The organism is Streptomyces sp. ICC4 (genome assembly GCF_003287915.1).
GTDB classification, from domain to species: Bacteria; Actinomycetota; Actinomycetes; order Streptomycetales; family Streptomycetaceae; genus Streptomyces; species Streptomyces tritrimontium.
The window spans coordinates 5,685,125-5,700,121 of sequence record NZ_CP030286.1 but is presented as its reverse complement, the minus strand read 5'-3'; the positions used below and the strand labels follow the sequence as shown (position 1 = coordinate 5,700,121).

General features: G+C 73.2%; 16 protein-coding genes. 6 read left to right on the top strand and 10 right to left on the bottom strand.

Going from position 1 to position 14,997, the window contains the following annotated elements:
* Nucleotides 1-327: 327 nt before the first annotated feature.
* Genes DRB89_RS26575 through DRB89_RS26565 form a run of 3 tightly spaced genes read left to right on the top strand, consistent with a single transcriptional unit; the run spans nucleotide 328 to nucleotide 1,762 of the window.
* A complete protein-coding gene (locus DRB89_RS26575; protein ID WP_112463890.1) occupies nucleotides 328-759 on the top strand; it encodes a DUF3995 domain-containing protein in 432 nt (143 codons plus the stop codon).
* A complete protein-coding gene (locus tag DRB89_RS26570; protein WP_112449481.1) occupies nucleotides 756-1,295 on the top strand; it encodes a sigma-70 family RNA polymerase sigma factor in 540 nt (179 codons plus the stop codon). The genes DRB89_RS26575 and DRB89_RS26570 overlap by 4 nt, the downstream gene beginning before the upstream one ends.
* On the top strand, nucleotides 1,292-1,762 hold the full coding sequence (locus tag DRB89_RS26565; RefSeq protein ID WP_112453536.1) for an SRPBCC family protein: 471 nt from the start codon (nucleotides 1,292-1,294) through the stop codon (nucleotides 1,760-1,762). The genes DRB89_RS26570 and DRB89_RS26565 overlap by 4 nt, the downstream gene beginning before the upstream one ends.
* A 152-nt stretch (nucleotides 1,763-1,914) precedes the next feature.
* On the opposite strand, the gene DRB89_RS26560 is transcribed toward DRB89_RS26565, so the two are convergent.
* A complete protein-coding gene (locus DRB89_RS26560) occupies nucleotides 1,915-2,685 on the bottom strand; it encodes a TetR/AcrR family transcriptional regulator (RefSeq protein ID WP_112449480.1) in 771 nt (256 codons plus the stop codon).
* A gap of 107 nt (nucleotides 2,686-2,792) precedes the next feature.
* Between DRB89_RS26560 and DRB89_RS26555 the strand changes: the two genes are divergently transcribed.
* Nucleotides 2,793-3,722, top strand: a complete 930-nt coding sequence (locus DRB89_RS26555; protein WP_112449479.1) for an ATP-binding cassette domain-containing protein — start codon at nucleotides 2,793-2,795, stop codon at nucleotides 3,720-3,722.
* Between the two features lie 2 nt (nucleotides 3,723-3,724).
* Nucleotides 3,725-4,489, top strand: a complete 765-nt coding sequence (locus DRB89_RS26550; protein WP_239516864.1) for an ABC transporter permease — start codon at nucleotides 3,725-3,727, stop codon at nucleotides 4,487-4,489.
* A gap of 38 nt (nucleotides 4,490-4,527) precedes the next feature.
* Here the strand turns inward: DRB89_RS26550 and DRB89_RS26545 are convergent, their stop codons facing one another.
* The 9 genes from DRB89_RS26545 to DRB89_RS26505 form a co-directional block, all read right to left on the bottom strand.
* Entirely contained in the window at nucleotides 4,528-4,800 is a 273-nt protein-coding gene (locus tag DRB89_RS26545; RefSeq protein ID WP_112449478.1) for a DUF1876 domain-containing protein, read from the bottom strand.
* Nucleotides 4,801-4,924: 124 nt separating this feature from the next.
* Nucleotides 4,925-5,926: a porphobilinogen synthase gene (gene hemB, locus DRB89_RS26540; protein ID WP_112449477.1), complete on the bottom strand. Its 1,002-nt coding sequence runs from the start codon at nucleotides 5,924-5,926 to the stop codon at nucleotides 4,925-4,927.
* 96 nt (nucleotides 5,927-6,022) lie between these two features.
* Nucleotides 6,023-6,388, bottom strand: coding sequence for a hypothetical protein (locus DRB89_RS26535; protein WP_112449476.1), 366 nt, complete (start codon nucleotides 6,386-6,388; stop codon nucleotides 6,023-6,025).
* A gap of 44 nt (nucleotides 6,389-6,432) precedes the next feature.
* Nucleotides 6,433-7,572, bottom strand: coding sequence for a HEAT repeat domain-containing protein (locus DRB89_RS26530; RefSeq protein WP_112449475.1), 1,140 nt, complete (start codon nucleotides 7,570-7,572; stop codon nucleotides 6,433-6,435).
* Nucleotides 7,573-7,878: 306 nt separating this feature from the next.
* Nucleotides 7,879-9,546 (bottom strand): bifunctional uroporphyrinogen-III C-methyltransferase/uroporphyrinogen-III synthase, encoded by a 1,668-nt coding sequence (locus DRB89_RS26525; protein ID WP_112449474.1) that lies wholly within the window; start codon nucleotides 9,544-9,546, stop codon nucleotides 7,879-7,881.
* Nucleotides 9,543-10,511 carry a hydroxymethylbilane synthase gene (gene hemC / locus DRB89_RS26520; protein ID WP_112449473.1) on the bottom strand — a complete coding sequence of 323 codons (969 nt, stop codon included), beginning with the start codon at nucleotides 10,509-10,511 and terminating at the stop codon, nucleotides 9,543-9,545. The genes DRB89_RS26525 and hemC overlap by 4 nt, the downstream gene beginning before the upstream one ends.
* Nucleotides 10,508-12,265 carry a glutamyl-tRNA reductase gene (locus DRB89_RS26515; protein ID WP_112449472.1) on the bottom strand — a complete coding sequence of 586 codons (1,758 nt, stop codon included), beginning with the start codon at nucleotides 12,263-12,265 and terminating at the stop codon, nucleotides 10,508-10,510. The genes hemC and DRB89_RS26515 overlap by 4 nt, the downstream gene beginning before the upstream one ends.
* Nucleotides 12,262-13,080: a redox-sensing transcriptional repressor Rex gene (locus DRB89_RS26510; protein ID WP_112449471.1), complete on the bottom strand. Its 819-nt coding sequence runs from the start codon at nucleotides 13,078-13,080 to the stop codon at nucleotides 12,262-12,264. Before DRB89_RS26510 ends, DRB89_RS26515 begins: the two co-directional genes overlap by 4 nt.
* Nucleotides 13,081-13,353: 273 nt before the next feature.
* Nucleotides 13,354-13,632, bottom strand: coding sequence for a glutaredoxin family protein (locus DRB89_RS26505; protein ID WP_112449470.1), 279 nt, complete (start codon nucleotides 13,630-13,632; stop codon nucleotides 13,354-13,356).
* A 125-nt stretch (nucleotides 13,633-13,757) separates the two neighbouring features.
* Between DRB89_RS26505 and DRB89_RS26500 the strand changes: the two genes are divergently transcribed.
* Nucleotides 13,758-14,789 carry an HAD-IB family hydrolase gene (locus tag DRB89_RS26500; RefSeq protein WP_112449469.1) on the top strand — a complete coding sequence of 344 codons (1,032 nt, stop codon included), beginning with the start codon at nucleotides 13,758-13,760 and terminating at the stop codon, nucleotides 14,787-14,789.
* The last annotated feature ends 208 nt before the right edge of the window (nucleotides 14,790-14,997 follow it).

Here is a 14,997-nt window from a genome sequence, read left to right as displayed (position 1 = left end):
GCATTCACAAAAAAACATACACCGTGTCCATATTCATCGTCTTCCTCACACACTACCCAGCCAGCGCACTACACTCCAACGATTGTCCCATGCCGGCCGGCCGCATGGCCGCCCTGGCCAACCCCCAGGACGCCCACATCGCGGTCATCCCGGCCAGCCCGAAAACCCGCGACTGACAGCCCCCGGCCGGCCGGCCCGGCCCCTCAACCCCACTCCCCCCACCCCCTCAGCCGCTCACCCGCTCGCGTGACGGGGCTCACAGGGAACGTCTCCCCTGTGAGCCCCCTCCTCTGTGTGCCGGAGCGTTTCACCACCGAGGGGGCACACATGAAGGACACGACGCGAAGGCGCACCGGGCGGACGCTCGCCGCGCTGCTCGCCACCGACGGGCTGGTCCACCTGTACTGGGCCACCGGCCTGACCTGGCCCGCCCCCGACGAGCGGACCCTGTCGCTGGCCGTGCTCGGCACGGAGGTGTCCTTCGGGCCGCCCGTCGTCCTGCCGCTCGCCGCGCTCACCCTGACCGGGGCCGCCGCCGTACTCGCGCACGCGCGGGGCCAGGGAGGGCGGCCCGCCCGCCTGGTGACGGCAGCCGTCGCCGCCGGTCTGGCCGTACGCGGCCTCGCGGGCCTGGGCTGGGCCGCCGGCCTCCTCGACAGCCCGGCGGACGGCCCCTTCCGCACCCTCACCCTCGCGCTCTACACCCCCGCCTGCCTCGGCTTCGGCTGGGCCGCGGCGCGTCTGGCGCGAGCCCGGTGAACCCGCCGGCCCCGCCGAGGGGACCCCTCACCCCCGCCGCCCGCGCCCGGGGAGTCGCCCTCGCGCGCGCGGCCCGGGGCGGAGACACCCTCGCGCTGCACGACCTCCTCGACCACCTGACCCCGTACATCGCCCGGATCTGCGTACCGATCGCCCTCGCGGACGGCCCGGACGCCACGCAGGAGGCCCTGCTCAACGTCTTTCGGTCGCTGCGCACCCTGCGGGACCCGGAGACCCTGTACGGCTGGGTCCGGTCCGTCGCGGTCCGCGAAGCCGTCCGCACCGCCCGGCGCGCGGCCCGCGACCGCCCGGCCGAACTGGCCGACGTACCCGCCCCGGACGACCCGCAGCTCGCCGTCGACATCGAGGACGTCCTGGCCCGCCTCTCCCCCGCTCACCGGGCCGTCCTCGTACTCCGGGACGTCGAAGGCCTCGACGAGGAGTCCGCCGCCGCCCTGCTCGGCGTCCCGCCGGGCACCGCCAAGTCCCGGCTGCACCGGGCCCGTTCGAGCTTCCGGAAGGCGTGGTCCGCATGACGTACGAGAGGGCATACGACAGGACGTACGAGATGGATTCGATCGCCCGCCTGCGCGTCATGGCGGCCGGCGTCCCGGGAGCCCGGGTCGTCGAAGGGGTCCTCCCGGCCCCCGTGGAGGCCGTCTGGGCGGTGATGTCGGACCTGGAGGGCGAGTTCGGCCGCTTCCAGCCGGACATGCGCACCGTGCGCGTGCTCCGGGTCACGGGCGACCGCGTGGAGGCCCTGGCGCGCAGCAAATACGGTCTGCGCGCGCACTTCCGCGGCGTCCTGCGCCCGGGCTGGTGCTGGCTCCAGAGCCGCTTCCTGATCATCGGCATGGCCGCCGCCCCGGAACCGGGCGGCGGCACCCGGGTGGCCCTGACGGGCGGCGTCCGCGTCCCGACCCGCGCGGCGATCGTCCCGCTGGGCGCGGAACGCGAACTCCGGGAGGCGATGACCCGGCTGGCGGGCCGGCTCAGCGCCTGAAGCGGTCGCGCCGGCGGCGGGGCCGGCGGGCTTTGGGGCTCGGACGCCGGCGGAGCGTTGCCGACCGCCACGGCCTCGCCCTCAAGCTCCCCGTCGCTGCCGTAGAGGGCGGCGGCCCGCTCCTGCGCCTCCCTCACGTCCGCCCCAAGGGCTCACGGAGCGGACCGCTCGCCGATCAGCGCGGCCAGGCCGTCCAGAATGCGGTTCAGGCCGAAGCGGAACTGGAAGTCCGGCTCGTCCGAGCCCGTGAACGCGTCGGACTCCAGCAGCCGGGTCACCGCCGGGTGCGTGTCCGGGCCGGTCATCAGCCGCAGCGTGCGCACGTACTGGCCCAGCACCTGGTCCGGTGCGACGCCGGACTTCACGATGGCGTCCATCATGTCCGCGGCCATCGTCGCCTCGTTGCGGACCAGGCCCCCGATGAGGACGATCGCCGAGACCTTCTCGCTCTCCCGCAGGGCGGTCCCGGCCATCGCCGCGAGCCCGCGTTCCATCCAGGCGAGCTGGTTCGGGCTGACCGGCGCCCCGGTGATCGGGATGCGCAGGATCCAGGTGTTCATCATCAGGACGGTCCGCTGCGCGTACGCCCACTGCGACAGCAGCTCCCGCCAGCCCATCCCCTCCCCGCCGCCGGACGGCTCGGGCGGCGGGGTGCCGACGCCCGCGTCGGCCATCAGGATGTACAGCTCTTCCTTCGCCGTGACGTACCGGTAGAGGGACATCGTCGAGACGCCCAGTTCCTTGGCCACCCGGCCCATGGAGACGGCGTCCATCCCCTCCCCCGCGGCGAGCGCGACGGCGGCGTCCACGATCCGGGGGAGCGTGAGGGTGGGGCGGGGGCCCTTGCCGGGGCGTTCGCGCAGACCCCAGGCCATCTCCAGGCTCGCCGGGAGCCCGGTTTCCCCGTCGGGGTCCTTCGCCATCGCCGCCTCCTCCCTGATGAGTCGTTGACCCACATCCTAGTTCTGTGTATTACTTACGCAGTAGCGCGTAACCCATACGCAGAAGCCAGAAGGGAGCGCGGTCCGCGATGACCACGCACGACGACCTCGGCATCCACGCCACCGCCCTGACCAAGTCCTACGGCGCCCTGCGCGTCCTCGACGGCATCGACCTCGCCGTCCCGCGCGGCAGCGTCCTCGCCCTCCTCGGCCCCAACGGCGCCGGGAAGACCACCACCGTCCGCATCTTGGCGACCCTCACCGAGCCCGACTCCGGGACCGCCCGCGTCGCGGGCCACGACACCGCGTCCGCACGGGCCCTCGTACGCCGCTCCATCAGCCTCACCGGGCAGTTCGCGGCCGTCGACGAACTCCAGACCGGCGCCGAGATGCTGCGCATGATGGGCCGCCTGCGCGGACTGCGCCCGCGCGCGGCGCGGGCCCGGGCCGACGAACTGCTGGAGCGCTTCGGACTCGCCGAGGCCGCCGCGCGCACGGCGAAGACGTACTCGGGAGGCATGCGACGGCGCCTCGACCTCGCCGCAAGCCTGGTCTCGCAGCCGGAGGTGATCTTCCTGGACGAGCCGACGACCGGACTCGACCCGCGCAGCCGCCAGGACCTGTGGGACCTCGTACGGGAACTGCGCGCGGACGGCACGACCGTGCTGCTCACCACCCAGTACCTGGAGGAGGCCGACCGGCTCGCCGACCGCGTCGTCGTCCTGGCCGAGGGGCGGATCGTCGCCGAGGGCACGCCCGCCGCGCTCAAGTCGCGGGTCGCGGGCCACCGCCTCGACCTGACCCTGACCCACCGGGCCGCCTACGACGCACTGACCCCGCGCGCGGTGCACCTCGTACCGGACGAGCTCACCCTGGGCCTGCCCACCGACGGCAGCGCGGCCCACGTCCGTGCCCTGCTCGACGAACTCGACCCGGACTGCACCGACATCGCCCGCTTCGCGGTGCGCACCGCCACCCTCGACGACGTGTTCCTCGCCCTGACGGGAGCTGCCCGATGACCATGACGACCACGATGACTGCCCCCACCGCCGCGCTCGCGCTGGCCGGCCGCAGCCTGCGCATCAGCCGCCGCAGCCCGGACGCGCTGATCGCCGCGCTGATGCTCCCCGTGATGCTGATGCTGATCTTCGTCTACTTCTTCGGCGGCGCCATCGACACCGGGACCGAGTACGTGACGTACGTCGTCCCCGGCGCCATGCTCCTCTGCGCGGGCTTCGGCGCGGCGAGCACCGCCGTCAGCGTCGCGGACGACATGAAGAACGGGATCGTCGACCGCTTCCGCTCCCTGGACATCGGAGGCGTCCCGATCCTGGCCGCCCACGTCACGGCCTCCGTCCTGCGCAACCTGCTGTCCACCGTCCTGGTCCTCGCCGTCGCCCTCGCCATCGGCTTCCGACCCCAGGCCGGACCGCTCGCCTTCCTCGCTGCGGCCGGACTGCTGCTCGCGTACATCACGGCGATCTCGTGGCTTGCCGCCGTACTCGGTCTGCTCGCCAAGTCCCCCGAGGCGGCTGGCGGTTTCACGTTCCTGATGATGTTCCTGCCGTACCCGTCCAGCGCGTTCGTCCCGATCCACACGATGCCGACCTGGCTGCACGGCTTCGCCGAGAACCAGCCGCTGACCCCGGTCATCGAATCCCTGCGCGCACTGCTGCTGGCGCAGTCGGCGGGGAACTCCCCCTGGGTGGCGCTGGCCTGGTGCGCGGGCATCACGGCGGTGGCCGTGGCCTTGGCGGGCACCCTGTTCCGCGGCCGGACCCGCTGACGGCTCCGGGTGGGGGCGGCCAGGGGTCGGCCGTGCGCTCAGCGATTGAGCGGGTAGGAATGGCGGCCCGTCGCCTCGTCGATCTCGGAGTGGGCCTTCTGCAGCATCTGCGACGCGAGATCCATGAGCGCGCGAGCACCCGCGATCTCTTCCCCGACCCTCAGCTGCTCCGGGTCGGAGGGGTGGCGCATGGCGTAGCCGTGCGCTCTGATCTCGGAGCCGTCCCCGAGCCTTACCAGGGCCGCCGCACTGGTGCGGTGGCCCTCCTCGGTGAATTCGAGCTCCGCATGCCACCCGACGAGTGTGGACATGGTGCATCACCTCCAGGGGTTCACCCTGCTTCCAGCGTGCGCCTGGGCGGGACACGACGCGAGTCGGCGGCACGGGGGCGGCTGCGTCCCGCCCCGCACCGCCCCCCAAACCCAGCGGCCAGCGTCAGCGCTCCGCGCGGAGCCAGCCCGCGACCTCCGTCGCCCAGTACGTCAGGATCGTGTCCGCGCCCGCGCGCTTGATGCCGAGCAGCGTCTCCAGGATGGCCCGGTCTCGCTCGATCCAGCCCTTCTCCGCCGCCGCCTCGATCATCGCGAACTCGCCGCTGATCTGGTACGCCGCCACCGGCACGTCGACCGCCTGCGCGACCCGGTACAGGATGTCGAGGTAGGGACCGGCCGGCTTGACCATGACCATGTCCGCACCCTCCTCCAGGTCGAGGGCGAGCTCGCGCAGCGACTCGCGGGCGTTCGCCGGGTCCTGCTGGTACGTCTTGCGGTCGCCCTGGAGCGAGGAGGCGACGGCCTCGCGGAAGGGGCCGTAGAAGGCGGAGGAGTACTTCGCCGTGTACGCGAGGATGGAGACGTCCTCGTGGCCCGTCTCGTCCAGCGCGTCGCGGACGACGCCGACCTGGCCGTCCATCATCCCGCTGGGGCCGACCACGTGGACGCCCGCGTCGGCCTGGACCTGCGCCATCTCGGCGTAGCGCTCCAGCGTCGCGTCGTTGTCGACGCGCCCGTGCTCGTCCAGGACCCCGCAGTGCCCGTGGTCGGTGTACTCGTCGAGGCAGAGGTCCGACATGATGACGAGCTCGTCCCCGACCTCGGCCTTCACGTCGCGGATCGCGAGCTGCAGGATCCCGTCCGGCTCGGTGCCCGCCGTGCCCCGCGCGTCCTTGTTCTCGTCCGCCGGGACCCCGAACAGCATGATCCCCGAGACGCCCGCCGCGACCGCCTCCACGGCGGCCTTCCGCAGCGTGTCCCGGGTGTGCTGGACCACGCCCGGCATCGCCGAGATGGCGAGCGGCTCCGAGATCCCCTCCCGCACGAAGGCCGGGAGGATCAGGTCCGAGGGGTGCAGCCTGGTCTCCGCGACCATCCTCCGCATCGCCGGGGTGGTGCGCAGCCGGCGGGGCCGCGAGCCGGGGAAGGATCCGTACGTGCTCATCTTCTGGTCGCCTCTTCGCGCTTCGACAGCAGTCGCTGCCAAGCCTAGGCGCTGCCGCCGGGAGGGCGGGCCCCGGTCCCGAGGCCCGGCGGGGTCCTACGGCAGGTCCAGCAGGGCCCAGAACACCGCCGCGTTCAGGAGCACCAGCGCGGGCGCGGCGAGCGCGATGCCGACGCGGCGGGCGGCGTTGCCGGTCCGCCACGGGAGGGCCCAGCACCACACCAGCAGGGCCAGCGTGCCCAGCAGGCCGACCCAGAACACCGGCCAGGCGGTCTCGAAGCTCGCGTCGAAGGCGTGGGCGGCCTCCGTGGCGCAGGAGTCGCAGGCCATCGGCGACAGCCCCGCGTACAGCAGGGACAGGAACGCGAGCGGCAGCGTCAGCAGGGTGGAGGCCAGCGGGGCGATGTAGGCCCGGCGGTCCCGGTCGGCGTCGGGGTTGCGGGCGAGGTCGTGGGCGGTCATGGGACCACTCAACTCGGGCCGCCCGCCCGCCGGTACCCGCTCGGCTACTCAGTGCCGTCTGGGTACCGTGCACCGGCGGCGCCCCGGGCGGGGTCGTTGCGCTCCTGCCAGCTCCAGAGCGCGTTCACCCGGTGGTCGGGCGTGAAGAACGGGCCGAGTTCCTCCGCCCGCGCGTACGCCTCCGGGGTGCCCGGATGGTCCCGCAGGGCCAGCCCGTAGGCGCCGACCAGGCGGGTCAGCTGCTCGCCCGCGTCCAGCAGGGACAGCAGCAGGTCCGTGGCGTCGGCCGTGCGGTCGGCGGACTCCGCCATGCTGTCCGCGGCCGCCAGCCGCATCGGGCTGTGCGGGTCGCGGACCAGGTCGCGGACCACACCGTGCAGGGCGTCCACGTCCTGTCCCGCCGCCAGCAGGCTCAGGACGGCGCAGAACCGCACCTCGTCGTCGGGGTCGGCCGCCAGGAGCTCCAGGGCCCCGCGCTCCGCGGCCGTGAACGGCCCGTCGGACCAGCCCATGCAGTACACCGACCGCATGCGCACCCGGGGGTCCGGGTGGACGGCGTACCTCAGGCCGATGGACTCCAGCCGCGGGTGCCCCACGTCGTGTTCGGTGATGGCCCACAGCACCGCCGCGAGGACCTCGGGGTCCGGCTCCACGTCCGCCCAGGCGGCGAGGAGCTCCCGGTCCTCCGCGTCGTACGGGTACTCCTCGGCCTTGAGGCGCCACTGCACGGTCACCAGCCAGTCGGCGGCGAAGCGGCGGTGGACGGGGGACGGGTGGTGCCGCAGAGCCGTCACGACCTCCCGGCTGCCCTCCGCGAGCCGGGCCTCGAGCCGTCTGCCGGCCGCGGACCAGTCCACGTGCGATTCGGTGTGCCGGACGGCGCGGGCGACCAGTTCCTCCAGGGGGACCGGGACGCCGAACAGCGCCTCCAGGGTGGTCAGTACGGCGCCGTGTCCCGCGCGTACCGTCAGCCCGCCGAGCGTGATCTCCTCGACCTGGCACCACTCGTCCTCCACCGTCGCGGTCTCGGCCGGGCCCGCAGCACCCGTCCGGCGCCGCAGCTCCGCCTCCGCGCCCGCCCCGTACCAGTGCCGGGCCGCGTCCAGCAGCCGTGCCCGCTCCGCCTCCGGCAGCCGCTCCGCCGGGTCGGGGAGGTCCCTGGACCACAGCAGCGCGCGGACCACCGCCGGGGAGCCGCTCTCGACGGGCCCGCAGCAGCGGGGTCGTACCGTCCGGCAGCACCCGGTCCGGGTCCGCGCCGGCCTCCACCAGCAGATCGGCCGCCTCGTGCGCGTACGCCGCCACCGCCGCGCACAGCGGCGGCAGGCCCCGCGCGTCCACCGCGTCGGGTTCGGCGCCCTCCCGCAGCAGTTCCCGTACCGCCTCAGCGTCGCCCGCCCGTGCCGCTTCCCCCAGTGCCGTCATGCCCCGAACATGCCACAGGGCCCGGGCGCGCACCGCGCCCGGGCCCCGTGGAGAGCTGCCTGCCCCTACGTCGTACGGCGCCTGCGCGCGCCCGGGCGCCGCTCGCTCGGCCGGTAGACGTTCTCCCCGGCCTCCTTCGCGGCCTCGCGGCGCGCCGCGCCGTATTCGGCGAGGGCCTCCGCCAGCTTGCCGACGCTCGGCTCCGGCGAGAGGACGTCGACCCGCAGGCCGTGCTCCTCGGCCGTCTTGGCCGTCGCCGGTCCGATACAGGCGATGACGGTGACGTTGTGCGGCTTGCCGGCGATGCCGACGAGGTTGCGCACGGTCGAGGAGGAGGTGAAGAGCACGGCGTCGAAGCCGCCGCCCTTGATCGCCTCGCGGGTGTCCTGCGGCGGCGGGGACGCGCGCACGGTCCGGTAGGCGGTGACGTCGTCGACCTCCCACCCGAGCTCGATCAGCCCGGCGACCAGGGTCTCGGTGGCGATGTCGGCGCGCGGCAGGAAGACGCGGTCGATCGGGTCGAAGACCGGGTCGTACGGCGGCCAGTCCTCGAGCAGTCCGGCGGCGGACTGCTCGCCGCTGGGCACCAGGTCGGGCTTGACGCCGAATTCGACCAGCGCGGCGGCGGTCTGCTCGCCCACGGCGGCGACCTTGATGCCGGCGAAGGCACGGGCGTCGAGCCCGTACTCCTCGAACTTCTCGCGCACGGCCTTCACCGCGTTCACCGAGGTGAAGGCGATCCACTCGTAGCGGCCGGTGACGAGTCCCTTGACGGCCCGCTCCATCTGCTGCGGGGTGCGCGGGGGCTCCACGGCGATGGTGGGCACCTCGTGCGGGACGGCGCCGTACGAGCGCAGCTGGTCGGAGAGCGAGGCTGCCTGCTCCTTGGTCCGCGGTACGAGCACGCGCCAGCCGAACAGCGGCTTCGACTCGAACCAGGACAGCTCCTCGCGGCGCGCGGCGGCGCCGTGCTCCCCGACCACGGCTATGACGGGCCGTGATCCCTCGGGCGAGGGGAGGATCTTGCCCTGCTTGAACACCTGGGCGATGGTGCCCAGGGTCGCGCTCCACGTCCGCTGGCGGGTCGTGGTGCCGGCCACGGTCACGGTGAGCGGGGTGTCGGGCTTGCGCCCGGCGCTCACCAGCTCGGCGGCGGCCGCCGACACGGTCTCCAGCGTGGCGGAGACGACGAGGATGCCGTCGCTGGCGCCCGCCTCGCTCCAGCAGCGCTGGGAGGCGCTCCGTGCGTTCACGAACCGCACGTCCGCGCCCTGCTTGCCGCTGAGCGGCACACCGGCGTACGCGGGCACGCCGACGGCGGTCGCGACGCCGGGGACGACCTCGAAGGGGATGCCCTCGGTGGCGCAGGCGAGCATCTCGTCGGCCGCGTGTCCGTCGAGTCCGGGGTCGCCGGTGACGGCACGGACGACCCGCCTGCCGGAGCGTGCGGCCTCCATGACAAGATTGGCGGCATCTCGGATCACCGGGACCCCGGCGGCTGCTGACTTCTCGTCAGCGATCGTCAGCTGCGGCGTGTCCACCCCCGCGCGCGCATGCGTACGTACGACCTCGAGCACCTCGGGCTCCGCGATCAGGACGTCCGCGGCGGCGAGTGCCTCGACGGCGCGCAGCGTCAGCAGACCCGGGTCGCCCGGACCGGCACCGAGGAAGGTGACGTGCCCGTGGACGGCGACCGCCGGGAAAGCGGAGGTGGTGGGACTTGTGGGGTTCAAAGCGACCGCTCCCCCATCAGACCGGCCGCGCCCTTGGCCAGCATCTCGTCCGCGAGTTCGCGGCCGAGCGCCATGGCCTCGTCGTACGACTGGGGCACGGGACCGGTGGTGGACATCTGCACCAGCGTGGAACCGTCGAGGGTTCCCACGACTCCCCGCAGGCGCATCTCATTGACAATCTGCCCGTCGGCCAGCAGGTCGGCGAGCGCCCCGACGGGGGCGCTGCAGCCGGCCTCCAGGGCGGCGAGCAGGGCACGTTCGGCGGTCACGGCGGCCCGGGTGTACGGGTCGTCGAGCTCGCCGAGCGCGGCGATCAGGTCCGTCGAGGACGCGAGGCACTCCACGGCCAGGGCACCCTGGCCGGGTGCGGGCAGCACGTTGTCGACGGAGATCAGGTCGGTGGCCTCGTCGCCGCGGCCGATCCGGTTGAGTCCGGCGGCGGCGAGGACGACGGCGTCGAGCTCTCCGTCCCGCACGAACCCGATCCGGGTGTCGACGTTGCCGCGGATGGCGACGGTCTCGATGACCTTGCCGAGCGACTTGGCGTAGGCGTGCAGCTGGGACGTGCGGCGCGGCGAACCGGTACCGATGCGCGCGCCGTCGGGCAGCTGCTCGAAGGTCAGGCCGTCGCGGGCGACGAGCGCGTCGCGGGCGTCCTCGCGCTGCGGCATGGCGGCGATGACGAGCTCGGCGGGCTGCGCGGTGGGCAGGTCCTTCAGCGAGTGCACGGCGAAGTCGACTTCGCCGCGTACGAGGGCCTCGCGCAGGGCGGTGACGAAGACGCCGGTGCCGCCGATCTGCGAGAGGCTCTCACGGGACACGTCACCGTAGGTCGTGATCTCCACGAGCTCGACGGGTCGGCCGGTGATCGCCCGTACCGCCTCGGCCACATGTCCGGACTGGGACATGGCCAGCTTGCTGCGTCGCGTGCCGAGCCGGAGGGGCTGGTCGAGACGTGGATTCATGATGCCCGTCCTGAGTCGTCGTTCTGGTCTGCCGCGTCCGCCCGGCTGACGGAGGCCACCGTCTGCGGGTCGAGATCGAAGAGTTCGCGCAGCGCCTCGGCGTACCCGGCGCCGCCGGGCTCGCTCGCGAGCTGCTTGACGCGCACGGTCGGCGCGTGGAGGAGCTTGTCGACGACGCGCCGCACGGTCTGGGTCACTTCGGCCCGCTGCCGCTCGTCGAGGTCGGGTACCCGTCCGTCGAACCGTGCCACTTCCATGGCGACGACTTCGGCGGCCATGGCGCGCAGGGCGACCACGGTGGGCGTGATGTGCGCGGCCCGCTGTGCGGCGCCGAAGGCGGCCACTTCCTCGGCCACTATCCCGCGTACGGCGTCGACGTCCGCGGCCATCGGCGCGTCGGCCGAGGCCTCCGCCAGCGACTCGATGTCGACGAGCCGTACGCCGGGGATCCGGTGGACGGCGGCGTCGATGTCGCGCGGCATGGCGAGGTCCAGCAGGGCGAGCCGTACGGGCTGCGCGTCCACCTGGCCGCGGGCTCCCTTGCGGGGCTGCCGCTGTGCGGTCGCCTCGCCCTGATCGGCCCAGGTTCCGTGCAGTTCGAGCGAGCTGGCGTCGACGCCGGTGAGCGCGGCCCGCCCGTCGGCGGTGCGTCCCGGATCGGCGGCCGGCGCGTCGAGCCCGACGGGGCATCCGTCGCGCTCCTCGACGACCACCTTGCTCCGCACGGCCCCGCCATCGGCGATCCGCCGACCGCCGGCCGAGAGCACGGCGAGCCGCGCGACGGCGGACACATCCAGCCCCGCCGGCGTGTGAGGCGCGGGGTCCGGGGCGGAGCCCCGCGGGGTCCGGGCGGAGCCCGGGGAACGGTCGAAGGGCGGGTGGGGGACGGCCCCCGCAGGTCCCGCCTCCTCCGGCCCGGCCAGGGCAACGGCCTCGGCCACCTCGTCCCCGGTCAGCACCAGCCCGGTGGCGCCGGTACACGACACCACGACGTCGACTCGTGTCAGTTCGTCCGCGACCGAGGCCATCGGAACGGCAGAAGCCGCCACCCCGGTGCCCGAGGCAACCAGAATCTCGGCCAAACGCTCCGCCCGCTCGGCGGTCCGGTTCGCGACGACGATCTCGGTGAAGCCGACCCGCGCCAGCGTGGCCGCGGCCAGCGAGGACATCGATCCGGCCCCGATGACGAGCGCCCGCTTCCCGTCGGCCCACTGCTCGACCGGCGTGTGCACGGCGAGCTGCTCCAGCCCGAAGGTCACCAGCGACTGCCCCGCCCGGTCGATCCCGGTCTCGGAGTGCGCCCGCTTGCCGACGCGCAGCGCCTGCTGGAAGAGGTCGTTGATCAGCCGGCCCGCGGTGTGGAGCTCCTGCCCCAGCGCGAGCGCGTCCTTGATCTGGCCGAGGATCTGTCCCTCGCCCACGACCATGGAGTCCAGTCCGCACGCCACCGAGAAGAGGTGGTGCACGGCCCGGTCCTCGTAGTGCACGTAGAGGTACGGGGTGAGCTCCTCGAGCGCGACGCCGCTGTGCTGCGCCAGCAAGGTGGACAGCTCGGCGACGCCCGCGTGGAACTTGTCCACGTCCGCGTACAGCTCGATGCGGTTGCAGGTGGCGAGGACCGCCGCCTCCGCCGCCGGCTCCGCGGCCAGCGTGTCGTGCAGCAGCTTGACCTTGGCATCGGCGGGCAGCGAGGCGCGTTCGAGCACGCTCACGGGCGCGCTGCGGTGGCTCAGCCCTACGACGAGCAGACTCATGCCGGCATCACCGCCGGGTGGTCGCCCTCGGGGTTGCCCTTGCGCGCGACGGCCGCGGCCCGCCCGGCGGGCGGGACCACGGCGGCGGCGGGGGCCGCGCCGGTGCCGGTGCCCGCGGCGCTGCCGCCGGCGGCAGCGGCTGCGGCGGCTTCCTCGCCGGCCTTGCGCTGCTCGTGGAACGCCAGGATCTGCAGCTCGATCGACAGGTCGACCTTGCGCACGTCCACGCCGTCGGGCACGGACAGCACCGTGGGCGCGAAGTTCAGGATGGAGGTGACGCCGGCGGCGATCAGCCGCTCGCTCACCTGCTGCGCCGCACCGGCCGGGGTCGCGATGACCCCGATCGAGACGCCGTTCTCCTCGATGATCTTCTCCAGGTCATCGGTGTGCTGTACGGGCATGCCCGCGACGGGCTTCCCGGCCATGGCCGGGTCGGCGTCGATGAGCGCCGCCACGCGGAAGCCGCGGGACGCGAAGCCTCCGTAGTTGGCGAGGGCCGCGCCCAGGTTGCCGATGCCGACGATGACGACCGGCCAGTCCTGGGTCAGTCCGAGCTCGCGGGAGATCTGGTAGACGAGGTATTCCACGTCGTATCCGACCCCGCGCGTCCCGTAGGAGCCGAGGTAGGAGAAGTCCTTGCGCAGCTTCGCGGAGTTGACTCCGGCGGCTGCGGCGAGCTCCTCGGAGGACACCGTGGGCACCGATCGCTCGGAGAGCGCGGTGAGGGCACGCAAGTACAGCGGAAGCCGGGCGACAGTGGCCTCGGGAATACCTCGGCTGCGGGTCGCCGGTCGGTGAGTTCGGCCAGTTGCCACGATGCTCCTGCGGGATGAGCGGGGCTGCAGGTGGCCTCTTGTCCCAGGACCACCCCGTCGAATGCAGGCTATGTCTTTGTGAACGCGTGCACAAAGATTGTGTCCGCTTTGTCCGAGCAAAGTGACCGGGGTCACGCGCCTTGGGCGGACAGAGTGGGAACGGGTGACACGCCGAACCCGTTCAAATCCCAAAGGGGGCAAAACTCCACACTCTCCTCACCAATACGCCCCCGAGACCCCATAAATCGCCCATGATGGTAACCGTCCGAGGGGTCAAGCCTGCAATGCCCGTCGGAGCCGGTCAGGGTTCACCCTCCAGAAGGTGTGCTGTTCGCCGTCCACCAGCACCACGGGAATCTGCTCCCAGTGCAGGCGGTAGAGCTCCTCGTCCTGCGAGATGTCCTTCTTCTCCCACTGTGCGCCCGTCTCGGCGCAGACCTTCTCGACCACTTCCTGGGCGTCATCGCACAGATGGCACCCCGGCTTCCCGATGAGCGTGACCATCCGCTCCTCGGGACGCTTCTTTCCGGCTCGGCGCAGCAAAGGACTCATGCCCCCATTCTCCCGCGCCCCGCTTGTGTCCGGGTCGCACCGAAGGGACCGGAGCCGCCGAAGAGTTCACACACCCGATTCCCACCGGTTCGGGAAGTCCCGAACACAATGGCTATGCTCGCGTCATGGCCGCTCTGGGATGGCTCACCCCCCGTAGGCGCTCCGCCACCGCGCGGAGCGTGCTGGCAGGCGAGGCCTCGGCCGAAGCCGCCCGCAAGACCGCGCTGGCCGATGAACCGCTCGACACCGTGGACTCCGCCGAGGCGCTGGAGGCGGCCGAAGCGGAAGAGGCCGAGGCGCTCGAAGCCCGGGATGCCGCGGCGGCCGAGGCCACCGCGCCTACCGCGCCCGCCGAGCCCGCCGAGCCGGAGTTCCCCGTCGCCGGCGACGACCTCGCCGCCGCCTTCTTCGACCTCGACAACACCGTCATGCAGGGCGCCGCGATCTTCCACTTCGGCCGCGGCCTCTACAAGCGGGAGTTCTTCCAGCGCCGCGAGCTCGCCCGCTTCGCCTGGCAGCAGGCCTGGTTCCGGCTCGCCGGGGTCGAGGACCCCGAGCACATGCAGGACGCCCGCGACAGCGCGCTGTCCATCGTCAAGGGACACAAGGTCTCCGAGCTGATGTCCATCGGCGAGGAGATCTACGACGAGTACATGGCGGAGCGGATCTGGCCGGGCACCCGCGCCCTGGCCCAGGCCCACCTCGACGCCGGCCAGAAGGTGTGGCTGGTGACGGCCGCCCCCGTGGAGACGGCCACGATCATCGCCCGCCGGCTCGGCCTCACCGGGGCCCTGGGCACCGTCGCCGAGTCCGTGGACGGCGTGTACACCGGCCGGCTCGTCGGCGAGCCGCTGCACGGCCCCGCCAAGGCGGAGGCGGTGCGCGCCCTGGCCTCCGCCGAGGGCCTCGACCTCGCGCGCTGCGCCGCGTACAGCGATTCGCACAACGACATCCCGATGCTGTCGCTGGTCGGACATCCGTACGCGATCAATCCCGACACAAAACTGCGCAAGCATGCCCGCGCCCACGACTGGCGCCTGCGCGACTATCGGACCGGTCGCAAGGCCGTGAAGGTCGGCGTCCCGGCAGCCGCCGGAGTCGGCGCGATCGCGGGCGGCGCGGCCGCCGCGATCGCCCTGCACCGCCGCCGCAAGTAGCGTCCGCGGGCCCCGTCCCGGCCGCATCCCCGCCCCCGCACGGCCTCCCGGCCCGCGGCGGCCCGCCCTGCGCCGCCGCACCCCCGGGGCCGGGGCATTCGCTCACCTCTACCCGCGCCCCCGGCGCGGCACTCCGCCCTGCCCGACTCGGTCGCGAGCCACCGTGGAAGCCGCCATTCCGCGTACCCAACCGATCAAGAATCGATCA